This is a genomic window from Pseudomonas protegens (assembly GCF_003732485.1).
Lineage (GTDB): Bacteria > Pseudomonadota > Gammaproteobacteria > Pseudomonadales > Pseudomonadaceae > Aquipseudomonas > Aquipseudomonas protegens_B.
Map to the genome: position 1 here is coordinate 64358 of NZ_MOAK01000032.1, position 15791 is coordinate 80148.

General features: G+C 59.4%; 17 protein-coding genes and 1 pseudogene. 9 read left to right on the plus strand and 9 right to left on the minus strand.

Going from position 1 to position 15791, the window contains the following annotated elements:
* Nucleotides 1-352: pseudogene (locus tag BLX41_RS37185) on the plus strand (transposase); the annotation flags it as partial.
* A gap of 780 nt (nt 353-1132) precedes the next feature.
* On the plus strand, nt 1133-1417 hold the full coding sequence (locus tag BLX41_RS05025) for a pyocin activator PrtN family protein (protein ID WP_123724008.1): 285 nt from the start codon (nt 1133-1135) through the stop codon (nt 1415-1417).
* Here the strand turns inward: BLX41_RS05025 and BLX41_RS05030 are convergent.
* Nucleotides 1395-2462: a tyrosine-type recombinase/integrase gene (locus BLX41_RS05030; protein WP_259744432.1), complete on the minus strand. Its 1068-nt coding sequence runs from the start codon at nt 2460-2462 to the stop codon at nt 1395-1397. The genes BLX41_RS05025 and BLX41_RS05030 overlap by 23 nt on opposite strands.
* A gap of 166 nt (nt 2463-2628) precedes the next feature.
* Here BLX41_RS05030 and dusA point away from each other — a divergent pair, with 166 nt between their 5' ends.
* Nucleotides 2629-3639, plus strand: a complete 1011-nt coding sequence (dusA, locus tag BLX41_RS05035) for a tRNA dihydrouridine(20/20a) synthase DusA (protein WP_123724010.1) — start codon at nt 2629-2631, stop codon at nt 3637-3639.
* Nucleotides 3640-3816: 177 nt separating this feature from the next.
* Entirely contained in the window at nt 3817-4743 is a 927-nt protein-coding gene (gene tal, locus BLX41_RS05040) for a transaldolase (protein ID WP_123724011.1), read from the plus strand.
* Nucleotides 4744-4815: 72 nt separating this feature from the next.
* Here the strand turns inward: tal and rssC are convergent, their stop codons facing one another.
* Together rssC and rssB are read right to left on the minus strand one after the other, a co-directional pair.
* Complete coding sequence (gene rssC, locus BLX41_RS05045; protein ID WP_016968051.1) at nt 4816-5298, minus strand: anti-sigma factor antagonist RssC; 483 nt, start codon at nt 5296-5298, stop codon at nt 4816-4818.
* On the minus strand, nt 5298-6479 hold the full coding sequence (gene rssB, locus BLX41_RS05050; protein ID WP_102864100.1) for a two-component system response regulator RssB: 1182 nt from the start codon (nt 6477-6479) through the stop codon (nt 5298-5300). Before rssB ends, rssC begins: the two co-directional genes overlap by 1 nt.
* Nucleotides 6480-6756: 277 nt before the next feature.
* On the opposite strand from rssB, the gene BLX41_RS05055 reads away from it, so the two are divergent.
* Nucleotides 6757-7056 carry a PilZ domain-containing protein gene (locus BLX41_RS05055; RefSeq protein WP_123724012.1) on the plus strand — a complete coding sequence of 100 codons (300 nt, stop codon included), beginning with the start codon at nt 6757-6759 and terminating at the stop codon, nt 7054-7056.
* Between the two features lie 66 nt (nt 7057-7122).
* Here the strand turns inward: BLX41_RS05055 and BLX41_RS05060 are convergent, their stop codons facing one another.
* Complete coding sequence (locus BLX41_RS05060; RefSeq protein WP_123724013.1) at nt 7123-7809, minus strand: MlaA family lipoprotein; 687 nt, start codon at nt 7807-7809, stop codon at nt 7123-7125.
* 204 nt (nt 7810-8013) lie between these two features.
* Between BLX41_RS05060 and BLX41_RS05065 the strand changes: the two genes are divergently transcribed.
* A complete protein-coding gene (locus BLX41_RS05065; RefSeq protein ID WP_123724014.1) occupies nt 8014-8634 on the plus strand; it encodes an HAD superfamily inactivated hydrolase PcrP in 621 nt (206 codons plus the stop codon).
* A gap of 122 nt (nt 8635-8756) precedes the next feature.
* A complete protein-coding gene (locus BLX41_RS05070) occupies nt 8757-9020 on the plus strand; it encodes a DUF4404 family protein (RefSeq protein WP_102863756.1) in 264 nt (87 codons plus the stop codon).
* 60 nt (nt 9021-9080) lie between these two features.
* On the opposite strand, the gene queF is transcribed toward BLX41_RS05070, so the two are convergent.
* Nucleotides 9081-9911 (minus strand): NADPH-dependent 7-cyano-7-deazaguanine reductase QueF, encoded by an 831-nt coding sequence (gene queF, locus BLX41_RS05075; RefSeq protein WP_123724015.1) that lies wholly within the window; start codon nt 9909-9911, stop codon nt 9081-9083.
* Between the two features lie 68 nt (nt 9912-9979).
* Nucleotides 9980-10531 carry a copper-resistant cuproprotein CopI gene (gene copI / locus BLX41_RS05080; protein WP_123724016.1) on the minus strand — a complete coding sequence of 184 codons (552 nt, stop codon included), beginning with the start codon at nt 10529-10531 and terminating at the stop codon, nt 9980-9982.
* 158 nt (nt 10532-10689) lie between these two features.
* On the opposite strand from copI, the gene BLX41_RS05085 reads away from it, so the two are divergent.
* Together BLX41_RS05085 and BLX41_RS05090 are read left to right on the plus strand one after the other, a co-directional pair.
* Nucleotides 10690-11370: a heavy metal response regulator transcription factor gene (locus tag BLX41_RS05085; RefSeq protein ID WP_123724017.1), complete on the plus strand. Its 681-nt coding sequence runs from the start codon at nt 10690-10692 to the stop codon at nt 11368-11370.
* A complete protein-coding gene (locus BLX41_RS05090) occupies nt 11370-12731 on the plus strand; it encodes a heavy metal sensor histidine kinase (RefSeq protein WP_123724018.1) in 1362 nt (453 codons plus the stop codon). Before BLX41_RS05085 ends, BLX41_RS05090 begins: the two co-directional genes overlap by 1 nt.
* 54 nt (nt 12732-12785) lie before the next feature.
* Here the strand turns inward: BLX41_RS05090 and BLX41_RS05095 are convergent, their stop codons facing one another.
* From BLX41_RS05095 to BLX41_RS05105, 3 genes are all read right to left on the minus strand, one after another.
* A complete protein-coding gene (locus tag BLX41_RS05095; RefSeq protein ID WP_123724019.1) occupies nt 12786-14030 on the minus strand; it encodes a lipoprotein-releasing ABC transporter permease subunit in 1245 nt (414 codons plus the stop codon).
* Nucleotides 14031-14101: 71 nt separating this feature from the next.
* A complete protein-coding gene (gene lolD / locus BLX41_RS05100) occupies nt 14102-14785 on the minus strand; it encodes a lipoprotein-releasing ABC transporter ATP-binding protein LolD (RefSeq protein ID WP_185073391.1) in 684 nt (227 codons plus the stop codon).
* A 7-nt stretch (nt 14786-14792) separates the two neighbouring features.
* Nucleotides 14793-15791, minus strand: a 999-nt coding sequence (locus BLX41_RS05105) for a lipoprotein-releasing ABC transporter permease subunit (protein ID WP_259744434.1), incomplete at its 5' end; no start/stop codon positions are given.

A 15791-nucleotide genomic window follows, 5' to 3' on the forward strand; every position in this document is an offset into this window, starting at 1 on the left:
GTCCATTTACAGGAGTTATCGGCGGCCAACCAATCGCTGAAGACGGTCTACTTGATGAAGGCCGAACTCAAAATGCTCTGGACACCGAGTACCGCATGGGACTGGAGATCAGCCTGGAAGCAATTCTTATGTCATGCACATGAAAGCGAAATAACGGCTCTGCTCCAATTTGCCAAACGGCTAAAGGTTTACTAGCGGTGCACCGTCAGTCGGGTTCGCTGGCCGACGCACACCGGTCAGTTGGAAGGAATAAAAAAATCGAATAAAGGTCATCAAGCGGATGGCCTACGGTTACCGGGATAGCGAGTTCATTTTTATAAAGATCAAGAGCGTCTTTCCCGGTATTCCGTGAAGAACTTTGAATTTGGTGGACATCATGGCCTTCGGCGGTTGTGTCAAAAAGAATGTGTTGGCCGGACGGATAGGGCGAGAGTGCTCGCCAGCTCGAGCTATCAGATGACCAAAAAGCTTCAAAGTAGCTGAAGCCTCATACATAAGCCTGCTCTCAACGTGCTCGAGGTTCTGAATAAAAATGGTAAGGAACGGCTCAATCGTCTCGAATTTGTATAGGCGTTAGCCCATCTTTTGAACCGTATCGCAGACGAGCAGAAAAAAATGCGCCAGACCTAAGGTGGCCCTTGAGTTTTACAGAACTACCGGACTCACATCACCTCACGGGGGCTCATCCCCTTGCAGGGAATTTTATGCCTTTTGATTTCCGTCGCTTTTCTTGCGTGAAAGCGAAACACACGATGGATATCTGCCCGTAGGCTATCCGTGTAGTTGAAAGGAGCTCAGGAAATGACCAAATCAAAGTTAACCGGTGGCTGCACATGCAGGAAATCACCGAGAAGGGGACGAAAAACAACGCTTTTCCAGCAAGCCAGAATCGACGAGCAGCTACGTCCCCCTGCGCACAATCGCAAACCCTAATCAGTCAGGAATAACGACACATGCGCTATGTAACCGTCAGAAAGTTCTCCTGCGAGTCTGGCTACTCTGAAGACGCTACCTGGACAAGGAGGGCTGCTGCACACACGAGAGTCGCCGCCGGATTATCCGCTGCGAAGATTGCTGTTGCCCGGCTAATCCCTCCCAATCTTCTGCCGCCACGCGCGGCATGGAGCATCAAATGAACACCCCATTTCTCCTGATGGCCCAGTACAGTGGCATGGCCATCATTCCTCTGGAGCGCGTTTGCGCGGACTACTTCAGTCACCTGACCCCAGAGAAAATGAAGCTTAAGGTGGCAGCCGGCGAGATCGACCTACCGCTGGTGCGCCTGGAAAGCAGCCAGAAGTCAGCACGCGGCGTGCACCTCAACGACTTGGCCGCCTATCTGGATGCTCAGCACGCCAGGGCGCGAACCGAACATGAAAAACTGATGGGGAGATCTAGCTTACGTCGGGTTTCCTGACACGCTTCCGGGCCTCGATCGTGGGGCCCGATATAACCCGCTCCAGCCACGGCCAGTCTTTGTAGTGATCGCCGCTTCCCTTCAAATGCGTGTACCGACGCATCGAGTTCCAATCCCGGTGGCCAGAAACAGAGGCGACTTTCGGGATATCCCATCCCATTTCAAATAACCGGCTCACGCCGTCATGCCGCAGGTCGTGAAAATGCAGGTCGTCAATCTCGAGAAAGTGGCACGCTCGGGTAAATGAGGCTGACACCGACCGCGCATTGTACGGGAACACCTCATCCGCCACTTTCGGCATCGACTGCATGACCGCCCAGGCCTCGTCAGGCACAAGGCACCAGACATCATTGCCGTATTTCTGGCCGGGGTTCTTCATATCGGTGATCAGGACCATCCGGCGCGCCTCATCTATAGAGCCCCACTTGATCCGCGTGATCTCTTCCTGACGGCGCGTAGAGAACAGCGCAAACACGGTCACCCTGACCATATCGATCTCCTGCTTACGCCGGTCGCGCATCTCGCCGAAATATTGCAGCAGGGCGTCCAGCTCTTTCAGGGTCGGCCGGCGCTCGCGCTCCTTGCTCTTAGATACCGCACCCATCTTGCGCAGCACCCTGCGCGCATCCGGCATCGCCATCGGATCAATGTCGTAATCCCAGGCGGGCCGAGCCACCGACAGCACTGCACCCAAATGCGCCAGGTCGTTACCCACGGTCTGCGGCTGAATGCCGTCTTTCAGCATTCGCTCGCTGGCGTACTCGACCAGCTTCTGACTGGTGATGCCCTTGTCTTCGAGCTTGCCCAGCCAGGTCTCACTGATCGCCTTGAGGGTGGCGCGCTTCGTCTTGCCCAGCGGCCGGAGCTTTTCGTATTCCTCAAGATAGCGCTCGATCATCTCCCTTACCGTCACGCCCTTGCGGTTGGCCTTAGTGATTGCACCCGGCTCGGCCATTTCGGCTTCGCGTCGCTTGAGCCAAGCCTGGGCTGTGGTCTTGCGGTCGAAAGTCTGGCTTTCCTGATAAACTGTCACACCCTTTTGCATGATACGGATCTGTGCGGTGTACGCTACAGAGCCATCCTTGCGCTTGCGAACGGTTATAGATCCATGGATTTTGCTACACGATTGAATTTAGTTGCTACATTGTAGCAATGGACCTTCGGAAATAAGCAAAAACAGTGGTAAATGGTAGTAAATGAGAAGTAGCTAAATGCAGATAACCCCCCCAGAAACACTAGCTTGCCCAGTAGATACGGCATCTAGGAGGTTTTCTGTTGCCCCCATGATGGATTGGACCGATCGTCACTGCCGATTCTTCCTGCGTCTACTGTCCAAACACACCCTGCTCTACACCGAGATGGTCACCACCGGTGCGTTGCTCAACGGTGATCATGAACGCTTCCTGCGCTATCACCAGTCCGAACATCCTCTGGCGCTGCAACTGGGCGGCAGTAACCCTGCGGACCTCGCGGCCTGTGCGCGCATGGCCCAGGAGCACGGTTATGACGAGGTCAACCTGAATGTCGGTTGCCCCAGCGATCGGGTGCAGAACAATATGATCGGCGCCTGCCTGATGGGGCATCCGGCGCTGGTGGCCGATTGCGTGAAGGCCATGCGCGATGCGGTGTCGATTCCGGTGACGGTCAAGCATCGAATCGGAATCAACGGTCGCGACAGTTATGCCGAACTGTGTGATTTCGTCGGCCAGGTCCAGGATGCCGGCTGCACCAGTTTTACCGTGCATGCGCGGATCGCGATTCTCGAAGGGCTCTCGCCCAAGGAGAACCGGGATATTCCACCACTGCGCTATGACGTGGCCGCACAGTTGAAAGCGGATTTCCCGCAGTTGGAAGTCATCCTTAACGGTGGAATCAAGACCCTGGAGGCCTGCCATGAACATCTGCAGACCTTTGACGGGGTGATGCTGGGTCGCGAGGCCTATCACAATCCCTATCTGCTGGCCGAGGTGGACCAACAGCTGTTCGGCAGCGCCGCACCGGTAATTACCCGGGCCGAAGCCCTGGCGCAACTGCGGCCTTATATCGCCGAGCATCTGGCTTGCGGCGGAGCGATGCACCACATCACTCGCCATGTGCTGGGACTCGGAACCGGGTTCCCCGGGGCTCGCAAGTTTCGCCAGTTATTGTCGGTGGATATTCACAAGACCAAGGACCCGCTGGGCCTGCTGGATCAGGCTGGGCTGCTGCTTGAAGGGCGTTAACCGTCAGCCGGGTTGAACCTGATCCGGCTTTTGGTATCTCAATTACCTGAATCACGCCCCTTCATTCAAACACCTGTTTTCAGGTCACAGCCCTCGGGGCCGCTGTAAGCCTTCGCGCCCTTGAGCGCCTGACAGCGCTCGGGTAATGTCATCAGACCCATAGGACAGAGCACGCTCATGACTTCCAAGCTGGAACAACTGAAGAAAATCACTACCGTGGTAGCCGATACCGGCGACTTCGACGCCATCGCCCGAGTCAAGCCGGTGGATGCCACCACCAACCCTTCGCTGCTGCTCAAGGCTGCGGCCATTCCCGGTTATGCCGACCTGTTGAACGCTTGTGTCAGCGACTGCAAGGGCGATGTGGGTCTGGCCAGCGATCGTTTTGGCGTGGCTGTCGGCCAGGAGATTCTCAAGGTCATTCCCGGTCGCATTTCCACCGAAGTGGACGCCCGGCTGTCGTTCGACACCGACGCAATGCTCAAGCGCGCCCATCGCTTGGTCGAACTCTATGAAAAGGCCGGCGTAGGACGCGATCGAGTGCTGATCAAGATCGCTTCCACCTGGGAAGGCATCCGCGCCGCCGAGAAGCTGGAGCGCGAAGGCATCCAGACCAACCTGACCCTGCTGTTTTCCTTCGCCCAGGCTGTGGCCTGCGCCGAAGCCGGAGTTTTCCTGATCTCGCCATTCGTGGGTCGGATCTACGATTGGTACAAGAAGACCAACGGCAGCGACTACACCGGCGCCGAAGATCCAGGCGTACAGTCGGTCACCCGCATCTACAACTACTACAAGGCCAACGACTACAAGACCGTGGTCATGGGTGCCAGCTTCCGCAACCTGAACCAGATCGAGCAACTGGCCGGCTGTGACCGCCTGACCATCAGCCCGGACCTGATCGAGAAACTGGCAGCCGACACTGGCAAGCTAGAGCGCAAACTGAGCCCGGGCAAGACAGGCGAAGCTCGTCAGAGCCTGAACGAATCCCAGTTCCGCTGGGCCTCCAATGAAGACGCCATGGCCACCGAGAAACTGGCCGAAGGCATTCGTCAGTTTGCCCGTGATCAAGAAAAGCTCGAAGCCCTGCTGGCTGCCAAGCTCTGATTGCTCAGTACCAACGCAAAAAGGGCGAACCCTCACAGGTTCGCCCTTTTTTATGAGCTGCGTTTCAACGAATCAGTGACGCTCCAGAGCGTTCACCAGATCGTGGAAGGCTTCGCGGTTGGAGTCGTTGAGGCCCATCAGGATCTTGTGAGCCTCCAGGACCTTGATCCGCACCACCTCTTCCGACTGATCCTGGGAAGGCAAGTCAGTCAGGCATTCCGGGCACGGAATCGGACGATCGACGATGTTGAACACCTGATCGAAGCCCATGGACTGCAACAGCCGGGTAATGTCTTCGTGGGTGGTGACGACGGTGGGCAACAGGCCTACCTTCTGCCGCGACAGAATCGACAGCTTGGCCAGCAGGCCCAGTGTGGTGCTGTCGATACTGCGGGTTTCCGTCAGGTCGATCACGATCGCCGAGAAATTCAGCGCAGTGAAAATTCGCTCAATAGTCGCATCCAACGCCGAACACAGGGTCAGGCGCACTTCGCCGATGAACTTCAGAACGAAGGTGCCGTCCTGCTCGGCGAACTGGATTCTACCGGTACTCATTAAAGGTTCCTGCTCAACACTAACAGGGCGATATCATCCGGCATCTCCCCTAGCGTGGCCAATCCAAAAACTTGCCGCAGGCCATCCAGGCTGCCGCCCGCTGCTCTCACCCGCTCAGGCAAGGCTGCTTCTTTTTCTTTGAGTGTAGGTTCGGGCAAAAGGTCCAGAATGCCGTCGGACATCAGCGTCAGGCTGAACACCGGGGGCAGTTCCAGAATGTGGTCTTCATAGGTAGCCTCGTTGAACAGGCCCACCGGCAAACCACGCCCTTCCAGATAACGCACACTGTCTGGTGTGTACAACACCGGCAACGGCAAGTGCCCGCCAATGCTATAGGTCAACAAACCAGTCTCCTCGTCGATGACTCCACCGACCATCGTGACGTGTTTGCCCAGCTTACAACTGATCAGGCCACGGTTGATATGGCCCAGTACTTCCGAAGGCTTGAATTCCGGCAAGGTACCGTTGCGCTTGGATTCGAACAGCAGGCGCGTGGTCATGAACTTCAACAGCACGGTGACGAAGGCTGATGACGCACCATGGCCGGAAACGTCAGCCAGGTAGAAGGCAACCCGACGCTCGTCGACGCGGAAGTAGTCGACGAAATCCCCCGACAGGTAGAGCGAAGGGATGATCTGGTGCGCGAAATTAAACTCATCGATCGACCAGGGACTGGTGGGCAGCATGTTCATCTGCACCTGGCGACCGGCGTTCTGATCTTCCTGAAGCAGATTGAGGCTGGCCTCAAGTTCGCGGTTGGCGGCTTCGAGCTTTTCTCGATAACGCTGGTTTTCCAGCAGCAGGCGCGCACGATCCAGGGCTCGACGCACCGAGTGCTCGAGCACGGCCAAGTCTTCCAGAGGCTTGATCAAGTAGTCCGCCGCGCCCAGGCGCAACGCTTCAACCGCGTCGTTCATCACGCCCGCGCCCGAAACTACTATCACCGGGGTTTGCGGCGACAGCTCGGTCACTTGACGGATAAGTTCGAGACCACCCATCTGCGGCATGCGCAGATCGCAGATCACCAGATCGGGGTTGTCGCGCTGGAATACCTGAAGACCCTGCTGGCCGTTAGCAGCCTGCAGTACGCTGAAGCCACTGTCTTCCAAATAGGCCGCGAGACTCGCGCGTACTACTTCGTCGTCATCGATTATCAGCAGCGTGGCACTGGTTTTTTGCATGTGGGCAAACGGCGCCAGAATTAGGTTGGCGTAGGTGGCTCGGCCCGGGAGGCAGGCGCACACTACTGGATTCGCTTTCTAGCCACTCTGGAAGTGGAGCCAGGACCTTCAGCCCTGCACGCCCGCTTATCAGAGGTGCCCTTCTAAGGCGCAGACGGTACTCCCATCCGCGGGGCGTTTCAAGCTCATGCCGATGGTCGCCTGACGTCTTTACACCGCAAATCACCGGGAGTTATAAAAACCGCTAAAACCGCAACTCAATCGCAGGATGGAACCCATGAATCAAAACCAGCGTGACTACAGTGAAAAGCGCGATTACATCCGTATGCGGGTGGATGCCGAGGTCACGCTGATCCACCAGGGACAGGTGATAGAAGCGGTCTGCATTGACCTTTCCAGCAGCGGCATGCAGGTCCAGGCACCTCGTTCATTCCAGGTCGGCGACCAACTGAGTGTACGTATCGACTCGGAGCACGCAGCCCTCAGAGGCCTGGAGGCGGAGACGGAGGTGGTCTGGGTCAACTCACAGGAGGGTGGCGGACAGAAACTTGGGCTTACAATCCTTAAGATGAAGTAAAACGTCCTCCCATGAAAAAGGCGGCCTGATGGCCGCCTTTTCAGTTTCTGCAGGACAGTCGCCCGATCAGAAGTCGTCTTCGACCTGACCATCCTTGACCTTGAATTCGCGATTCTGCAGATAGGCATTGCGAATGAAGGTGTAGCGATCACCGCGGATCAGCTTGTCCGCAGCCAGCAGGCTGGCCCGAGTATCAACCACGTTCACGCCCATGGTGATGTTGCGCGCAGGAATGTCGTTCATGTAGCGATAAGGCAAGGTGTAGCTGTCTACATACTTGGCCGGCGCATCACGCAGGGTGCTAGGGCCCAGCAACGGCAGCATCACGTAGGGACCGCTGCCCACGCCCCAGTAGCCGAGGGTCTGGCCAAAATCTTCGTCGTTGCGCTGCAGGCCCATCTTGGTACCGACGTCGAAGAAGCCCGCCAGACCCAAAGTGGTGTTCATCAGCAGGCGCGCAGTATCCACTCCGGCGGCACGCGGCTTGGCCTGGAGGACGTCGTTGGCCAGGTTGCCGACGTCACCGAGGTTGCGGAACATGTTGTGGATGCCGTCTTCGAGAAACTGCGGCGTCACGGCCTGATAGCCTTGAGCCAGTGGCTTCAGGGCATAGGTGTCGAGGGTGTCGTTGAACGTGAAGATGGGGCGGTTGATGCTTTCCCACGGGTCCTCTTCGGCCGCCTGGGCGACCAGGGGAGCCAGCGTCACACCGACACTCATACATAGAGGAACTAGATAACGGCTCCAGCGCATAGCAGGAAACTCCTTGGATTGTTCTCTCGTGGGGCTATGCCCTGAGGTTAGGCCGAGGAGTATAAAACGGATAAGCCTGTTTAGGCAGTATCACTGCAAGCAGCCTTGACGCATCAGGCAGTCAATCCTGTTCGCATTCACCTCACTGTCACCTGCATGTCATCTTCCCCGGCTAGCCTCGAAAGGAATTTCAAGGACGCTGATATGCCCCACGCCGATGCCCTAGCCCAGACTGCAGCACCGTTGACCGCCGTGCTCTTCGGCCTCAGTGGCTGCCTGGTGGATTTTGGTGCGCGCACGCGCCTGCAAGCCACCCCGCGCCCTGGCCCGGAACAGGCCCGGACCACTCCTGGTGCGCTGGATACCTTGCGTCATCTGCAACAGCTGGGCATTCCCTGCGCCTGGCTCGAGCAACTACCCTGCGCCAGCAGCAGCCACCTGGCCGCCGCCCTGCCCGATTGGATCAAACCCACCCCTGCCGTCCCCGCTCCCTGGCCCGCTCCCGACGCCTGCTGGCAGGCGCTGATGACCCTCAAGGTGCCACGTATCGAGGGTTGCGTACTGGTCAGCGGCGAACCACAACTTCTTCAGTCAGCGCTCAACGCCGGTCTCTGGACCATCGGCCTGGCCTCCTGCGGGTCCCTGTGCGGCCTGACGCCCAGCGAATGGCAGGCTCTGAGCCAGCAAGAGCGCGACCTCAAACGCGGCAAGGCCACCATGCAACTCTTCGGCCTGGGGGTGCACTCGGTCATCGACCACTTGGGAGACCTGAACACCTGCCTGGCGGACATCGAACTGCGCCGACTCAAGGGTGAAAAACCCTGACATAAGCCTGTTGATCAGGATCATGCACAGGGCCTGGGAGTGGATTACTCTAAGCCGTGGGCATGGACCTTTGCCTCAACCGCGCGGTCCATCCCTGTGCCTATCAATAAAGGGAGAACGCCATGCCTGCCCGCGAACTGCAAGAACAACTCGATACCCTGCGCGAGCAATTGGAGCAGAACCCACCGCTTTCCGAAGCCGAGCGCGCCAATCTGCAGGAACTGATGCAGCAGATCGAACTGCAACTCAAGCTGGAGACCAGCACCCACGACGCCAGCCTCGCCGACGGTGTCAACCTGGCAGTGGAACGCTTCGAACTGGAGCATCCGGCCATCGCCGGAACCCTGCGCAATATCGTCCAGACCCTGGGCAACATCGGTATCTGATGGCGCCCGACAACACCCCCCCATAAAAACAAAGCCCCGCATCATTTGCGGGGCTTCTGCTTACTGGCGTACCAGCCGCTGATTGGCGAACTCCGCCGTTTCGGTACTGCGGTACGGATTGATATCCAGCCCGCCACGACGCACATAGCGAGCGTAGACGGTGAGTTTCTCGGGTTTGAGCAAACGCTGCAGATCAAGGAAGATCCGTTCCACGCATTGCTCGTGGAAGTCCGAGTGCTGACGGAAACTCACCAGATAGGCCAGCAGACTGGCGTGATCCAGCGCCGCGCCACGGTACTCCACCACGACACTGCCCCAGTCCGGCTGACTGGTCACAGGGCAATTGGATTTGAGCAAGTGGCTGTGCACGCTCTCCTCCACCACTTGCGAGTCATCGCAACGCAGCAGTTCCGGTCGCGGATGCTCATAGCTGTCAACACTGATATCCAGCTCGTCGATGCAGGTTCCCGGCAGTGCCACCACACCTTGCGCCTCGACCTCCCCAAGGCTGCGAACACGCACACCCACGGGCTTGCCAGCAGCGGCCGAGAGATCCTGACGCAACGTCGCCTCAAGCGTCGTTCGATCAGCGAATGGAGTCTGGTTCAGCGAATTGAGGTACAGCTTGAAAGACTTGGACTCGATGATATTTGGCGAGTCCGCAGGAATACTGAACTCACCAATGGCCACCACCGGCTTGCCCGAAGGCAGCAGCCAGGACAATTCGAAGCAGTTCCAGAAATCCACTCCCTTATAAGGCAGGGTATCGGCACTCAAGCCCAGCTCGGCCCATTTCGCCGCCCGGGGAATCGGGAACAGCAGGGATGGCGTGTAAGTGGAAACGTATTCACTGGACTTGCCCAGCGGCGAATGTTCGGCTGCGGGATGCATGGCGGAAACCTGACTGAAGAATCAGTGGATTCTACCAGCCTTTGCTTTCACCTTTGAGCCCCGAGCGCTTACGGACTGACCGTCAGCTTGCCGACCATGCCCGCCTGGTAGTGCCCGGGAATATTGCAGGCGAACTCCAGGCTGCCGCTTTTGCTGAAGGTCCAGGTCAGCTCGGCCTGCTTGCCCGGCTCCACCAGTACACTGTTGGGATCGTCATGCTGCATGCCGTGATCCATGCCCGCCATGGCGCCGTGCCCCATGGCTGCGTGATCCATGGTTTTCATTGCCGTGGGCGTAAGCATCCCGCTTTGCTGCATCTTGAGCATTTCCTGCTGGTGCTCGGCATGCATCGCCGCATTGCCCAGGTTGAACTCATGGAGCAACTGGCCCTTGTTGATCAACACAAAACGCACGGTCTCGCCGGCCTTGATCTCCAGGGCCTTGGGATTGAACGACATATCGCCCATCACCACCTCGACAACCCGAGTGGCCTTGGCGGCCGCGGCCGGCTGACCGAAGTCATAAGAGGCTGCCGGTGAGGCCCAGAGCGGCACGCTCAACAGCATCAGACAGCCCCCCAGGGCCAAGCGGCTTCGCAACAACAGGTTTTGCAGCTTCATCATCAGGCTCCAACAAGATCAGGATTGAGCATGTGGCAAACTCTAGCGGTCCAGCGCTGCCAGCCAGCTGACGGCCAGATTACAACTTTGTCAGTTTGATCTGCCCAGCCCCCTCGGCAAGGTATAAAGCCCGGGTTCCGCAAGCCACGAGTGCCACCATGAAACTGTTGATCGTCGAAGACCAAGCGAAAACCGGCCAATACCTGCGCCAAGGCCTGAGCGAAGCCGGCTTCAATGCCGAACTGGTGGCGGACGGCAATACCGGCCAGCAGCTGGCGCTGACCGGTGACTACGCCCTGTTGATTCTCGACGTGATGCTCCCGGGGCGCGACGGCTGGCAGATCCTCCAGGCCGTACGCAGCGCCGGCCTGGACATGCCCGTGCTGTTTCTCACCGCCAGGGACGCCGTGGAGGACCGAGTCCACGGCCTGGAGCTGGGAGCCGACGACTATCTGGTCAAGCCCTTCGCCTTCTCCGAACTACTGGCCCGGGTTCGCAGCCTGCTGCGCCGGGGCAGCGTGATGGCCCAGGAAACCAGCCTGCAACTGGCTGACTTGCGCCTGGACCTGATCCGCCGCCGGGTAGAACGCAGCGGCCAGCGCATCGATCTGACCGCCAAGGAGTTCGCCTTGCTGGAAATGCTCCTGCGACGCCAGGGAGAAGTCCTGCCCAAATCGCTGATCGCCTCCCAGGTCTGGGACATGAACTTCGACAGCGACACCAACGTCATCGAAGTGGCAATCCGCCGTCTGCGCCTGAAAATCGATGATGAATACCCGAACAAGCTGATCCATACCGTACGCGGCATGGGTTATGTGCTTGAAGAGCGTCCAGCCTGATGCGCCGCCTGTCACTCAGCGGACGCCTGGCGCTGCTGTTCGCCGCCTGCACCGCCGTGGTCTCGTTGTTTGCAGGGGTGCTGTTCAATCGCGCCAGCGAAGCCCATTTCATCGAGCTGGACCAGCAACTGCTGGATGGCAAGCTGATCGCCCTGCGCAGCGTCTTGCAGGGTGTGACCGAGGCCAGGGATTTTGTCCGGCATCAGGCAAGGTTGCAGGATGAGCTGAGCCATCAACCGGACCTGGCCCTGAGGATCATCGGCAGCGACGGCCAGCCCTGGTTCGACAGTGCGCCTGCCCTGCCCGCTTCCCTGCCCAGCGACGCCGGCCTGCACAGCCTGAATCTGAGCAGCGCCGCCTACCGGGTCTACACCGCGCCGCTCAAGCCAGATCAAGCCGACTCGCCACGGCTGACACTGCTGCTGGATATCACCCACCACCAGCACTTTCTGCAGCGCATGCAGCACCTGATCTGGCTCACAGTAGGCCTCTCGGCCCTGGCCACTGCCCTGCTTGGCGCCTGGGCCGCTCGCAGTGGCCTGCGCCCCTTGCGCCGCATGAGCGCAGTGGCCGCAGGAGTCTCCGCCAGTTCCCTGACCCAGCGCCTGCCCCAGGAACAGATGCCCGCCGAACTGGCCGACCTGACCAGCAGCTTCAACGCCATGCTCGGCCGCCTTGAGGAATCCTTCCAACGCCTTTCAGCCTTTTCCGCCGATATTGCCCACGAATTGCGCACGCCCCTGTCGAACCTGCTGACCCATACCCAAGTCACCCTGACCCGCCCGAGGCCGATCGAGGACTACCGCGAAGCCTTGCACAGCAACCTCGAGGAACTGCAGTGGATGGCGCAACTGGTCAACGACATGCTGTACCTGGCCAAGGCCGACCACGGGCTGCTGACCCCGAAACGCGAAGCACTGGAGTTGGCCGAAGAAACCGACATGCTGCTGGAGTTCTATGGGCCCCTGGCGGAAGACGCGAACGTCAGCCTGAGTCGTGAAGGCCATGCCGGCTTTGTCGGCGATCGCAGCATGCTGCGTCGGGCGCTGTCCAACCTGCTGGACAATGCCCTGCGCTTCACTCCCCCTGGAGGCTCGGTCCAGGTACAGATCAGCGACAACCCACAGAACTTGAGCCTGAGCATCGAAAACAGTGGAGAGGGTATTGCCAGGGAGGTACTGCCGCGTTTGTTCGACCGCTTTTACCGGGCAGACCCGGCGCGGCGCGAGGGCAGCAGTGAACATGCGGGATTGGGGCTGGCGATCACGCAATCGATCATTCGTGCCCATGGCGGGCAGATCCGTTGCGAATCGGAGGCGGGCTGGACTCGCTTTGTGATCGAGTTGCCCAGCAAGAGTTGAGAGCCGGCTCCTACACCAATCAGGTAGGAGCCGGCTTGCCGGCGAAAGCGGGTCTCAGGAATACCGCAAAGCGTGAGCCGGCTCGACTTTGGACGCGCGCCAAGCCGGATACACAGTCGCCAGGAAACTCAGAACGAAGCCGGCACCGCAGATCAACGCCACATCGCCGCCCTGCAACTCGGAAGGCAGGTTACTGACGAAATACACGTCGGAACTGAAGATCTGCTGGCCACTGATCCGCTCCAGCCACCCCACCAGTTCGCTCACGTTCAACGCCGCAATGACCCCCAGCACTCCACCGATCAAGGTGCCGACGATCCCGATTACCGTACCCTGAACCATGAAAATCGCCATCACTTGCCGCGGAGTGGCGCCAATAGTGCGCAGGATCGCGATGTCCGCGCCCTTGTCGTTCACCACCATGATCAGGGTGGCGATGATGTTGAAGGCCGCCACCGCGACAATCATCAGCAGCAACAGACCGATCATGGTCTTTTCCATCTTCATCGCGCTGAACAGGCTGCCCTGGGTGTGGGTCCAGTCATCGGCCCGGAAGTCCGCACCCAGCCCTTTGGCGATATCCACCGCTACCTGTGGCGCGGCATACAGATCCTTGACCGCCAGGCGCACGCTCTGCACCTGATTGGGCTGCCAGTGTTGCATCTCTGCGGCGTCGGCCATATGGATCATACCCATGGAGCCATCCAGTTCGGCCCCTACCTTGAACACCCCCACCACGTTCAGGCGCTGCATGCGCGGGGTGATGCCCCCTGGCGCCGTGCTCACTTCAGGCACGATCAGGGTCAGCTTGTCGCCGACATTCAAGCGGAAACGCCGGGCCGTGATCTCGCCGATTACCACGCCGAACTCGCCGGGTTTCAGGTCTTGCAGGCTGCCCTGGACAATATGCTGGGCAACGATGGACACCTTGCCTTCCTGGGCCGGATCGATGCCGCTGATCTGGATCGGCTGCATCGCCCCCTTGTAGGAGAGCATGCCCTCCATCTCGGTGAAGGGCACCGCCGCAGTGACTTCCGGGTTCTTCAGGGCCGCAGCGGCCACTGGCTGCCAGTCATCGATGGGCTTGACCCCAACGATGGTGGCGTGAGGCACCATGCCGAGGATGCGCGAGCTCATTTCCCGCTGGAAGCCGTTCATGACCGACAGCACCACGATCATCGCCAGCACGCCCAGGGCGAGGCCGATCATCGAGGTCATGGAAATGAACGAGACAAAACGATTGCGCCGCTTGGCGCGGGTGTAGCGCGTGCCGATAAAGATCGATAAGGGTCTGAACATGGGCAAGGCACCCTGGAAAAATTAATGACCCGGTGTCGACGGACAAGCCGCCGACACCGCGTGCGGCCGCATCAGATGGCGACCAGGTGACCTTCTTGCAGGTGCAGTACGCGATCCATCTGCCGGGCCAGGTTCATATCGTGCGTCACCACCAGGAAGGCAGTACGCATCGAAGTGCTGAGTTCCAGCATCAGGTCCTGAATGCCCTGGGCAGTATGGGAGTCGAGGTTGCCGGTAGGTTCGTCGAGCATCACCAGCCCCGGCTGGTTCACCAGGGCCCGGGCGATGGCGACCCGCTGGCGCTCACCGCCGGACAGTTCGGCCGGCTTGTGCTCCAGGCGATGGCCAAGGCCGACTCGCTCCAGCAGTGCGGTAGCACGCTGACGGGCCTCCGGGATCGGCGTACGACCGATCAGCAGAGGCATGCAGACGTTCTCCAGTGCGGTGAACTCAGGCAGTAGGTGGTGGAACTGATAGACGAAACCCAGGGCGCGATTGCGCAACTGACCACGGGCTTTTTCACCCAGCGCCGAAAGCTCCTCGCCGGCCAGCCAGACACTGCCTCTGGTCGGTGTATCCAGGCCGCCCAGCAGGTTGAGCAAGGTACTTTTGCCCGAGCCGGACGTACCCACGATGGCCACCCGCTCGCCCGGATGCAACTCCAGTTGCAGGCCGGAAAGGACCACCACAGACTCCGGGCCTTCCTCGTAGGACTTGCCCAGGTCACGGCAGCTCAGGATTGCTTTTTCACTCATACCCAACTCACTCATAACGTAGCGCCTCCGCAGGCTGGGTGCGCGCCGCACGCCAGGCTGGATACAGGGTGGCGAGGAAACTCAGGACCAAAGCCGCACCGCAGACCATCAACACGTCCTCGGCCATCAGTTGCGACGGCAGGTAGTCGATGAAGTACACGTCGGCGTTCAGGAATTTGTGCCCGATCAGGCTTTCGAGGGCTGAGATCGCGGCGCTGACATTCAACGCGGCAAGCATCCCCAGCACAGCGCCGATCAGGGTACCGACCACACCGATCACCGTGCCCTGGACCATGAAGATCGCCATGATGGTGCCCGGCGTGGCGCCCAGGGTGCGCAGAATGGCGATGTCGCCCTTCTTGTCATTCACCACCATCACCAGGGTCGAGATGATGTTGAACGCGGCCACCGCGACGATCAGCAGCAAAAGCAGGCCGATCATGGCTTTTTCCATGCGGATGGCCTGGTACAGGTTGCCGTGGGTACGGGTCCAGTCACGGGCGTAGAAATGATTTTCACCCAGTTGCTGGGCAATTTCCCAAGCCGTGCGCGGAGCCTGGAACAGATCGTCGAACTTCAACCGCAGGCCCTGAACCTGATCCGGCTTCCAGCGATGCAGGCGACCCAGGTCTTCAAGGTTGGTCAAGCCCAGGTAGCCGTCGATCTCGCCGGCGCCAACATGAAAGATGCCGACCACGGTAAAACGCTTCATCCGCGGGAACATGCCGGCGGGGGTTACCGTGACTTCCGGGGCAACGAAGGTCAGCTTGTCTCCCAGGCCAACACCCAGTTTGGCGGCCGCCTTGTCGCCAATGACGATACCGAAGCTGCCGGGAGCCAGAGCATCCAACTGCCCCTGCTGCATGAAGTGGTCGATGATCGACACCTGCCGCTCTTTGCCAGGATCTATGGCGTTGAGCAGCACCTTCTGCACCTGGCCGTTGTTGGTCAGCAGGCCCTGCATCTGGGTGAATGGTGCTACCGCCAGCACTTTCGGGTTCTGCTT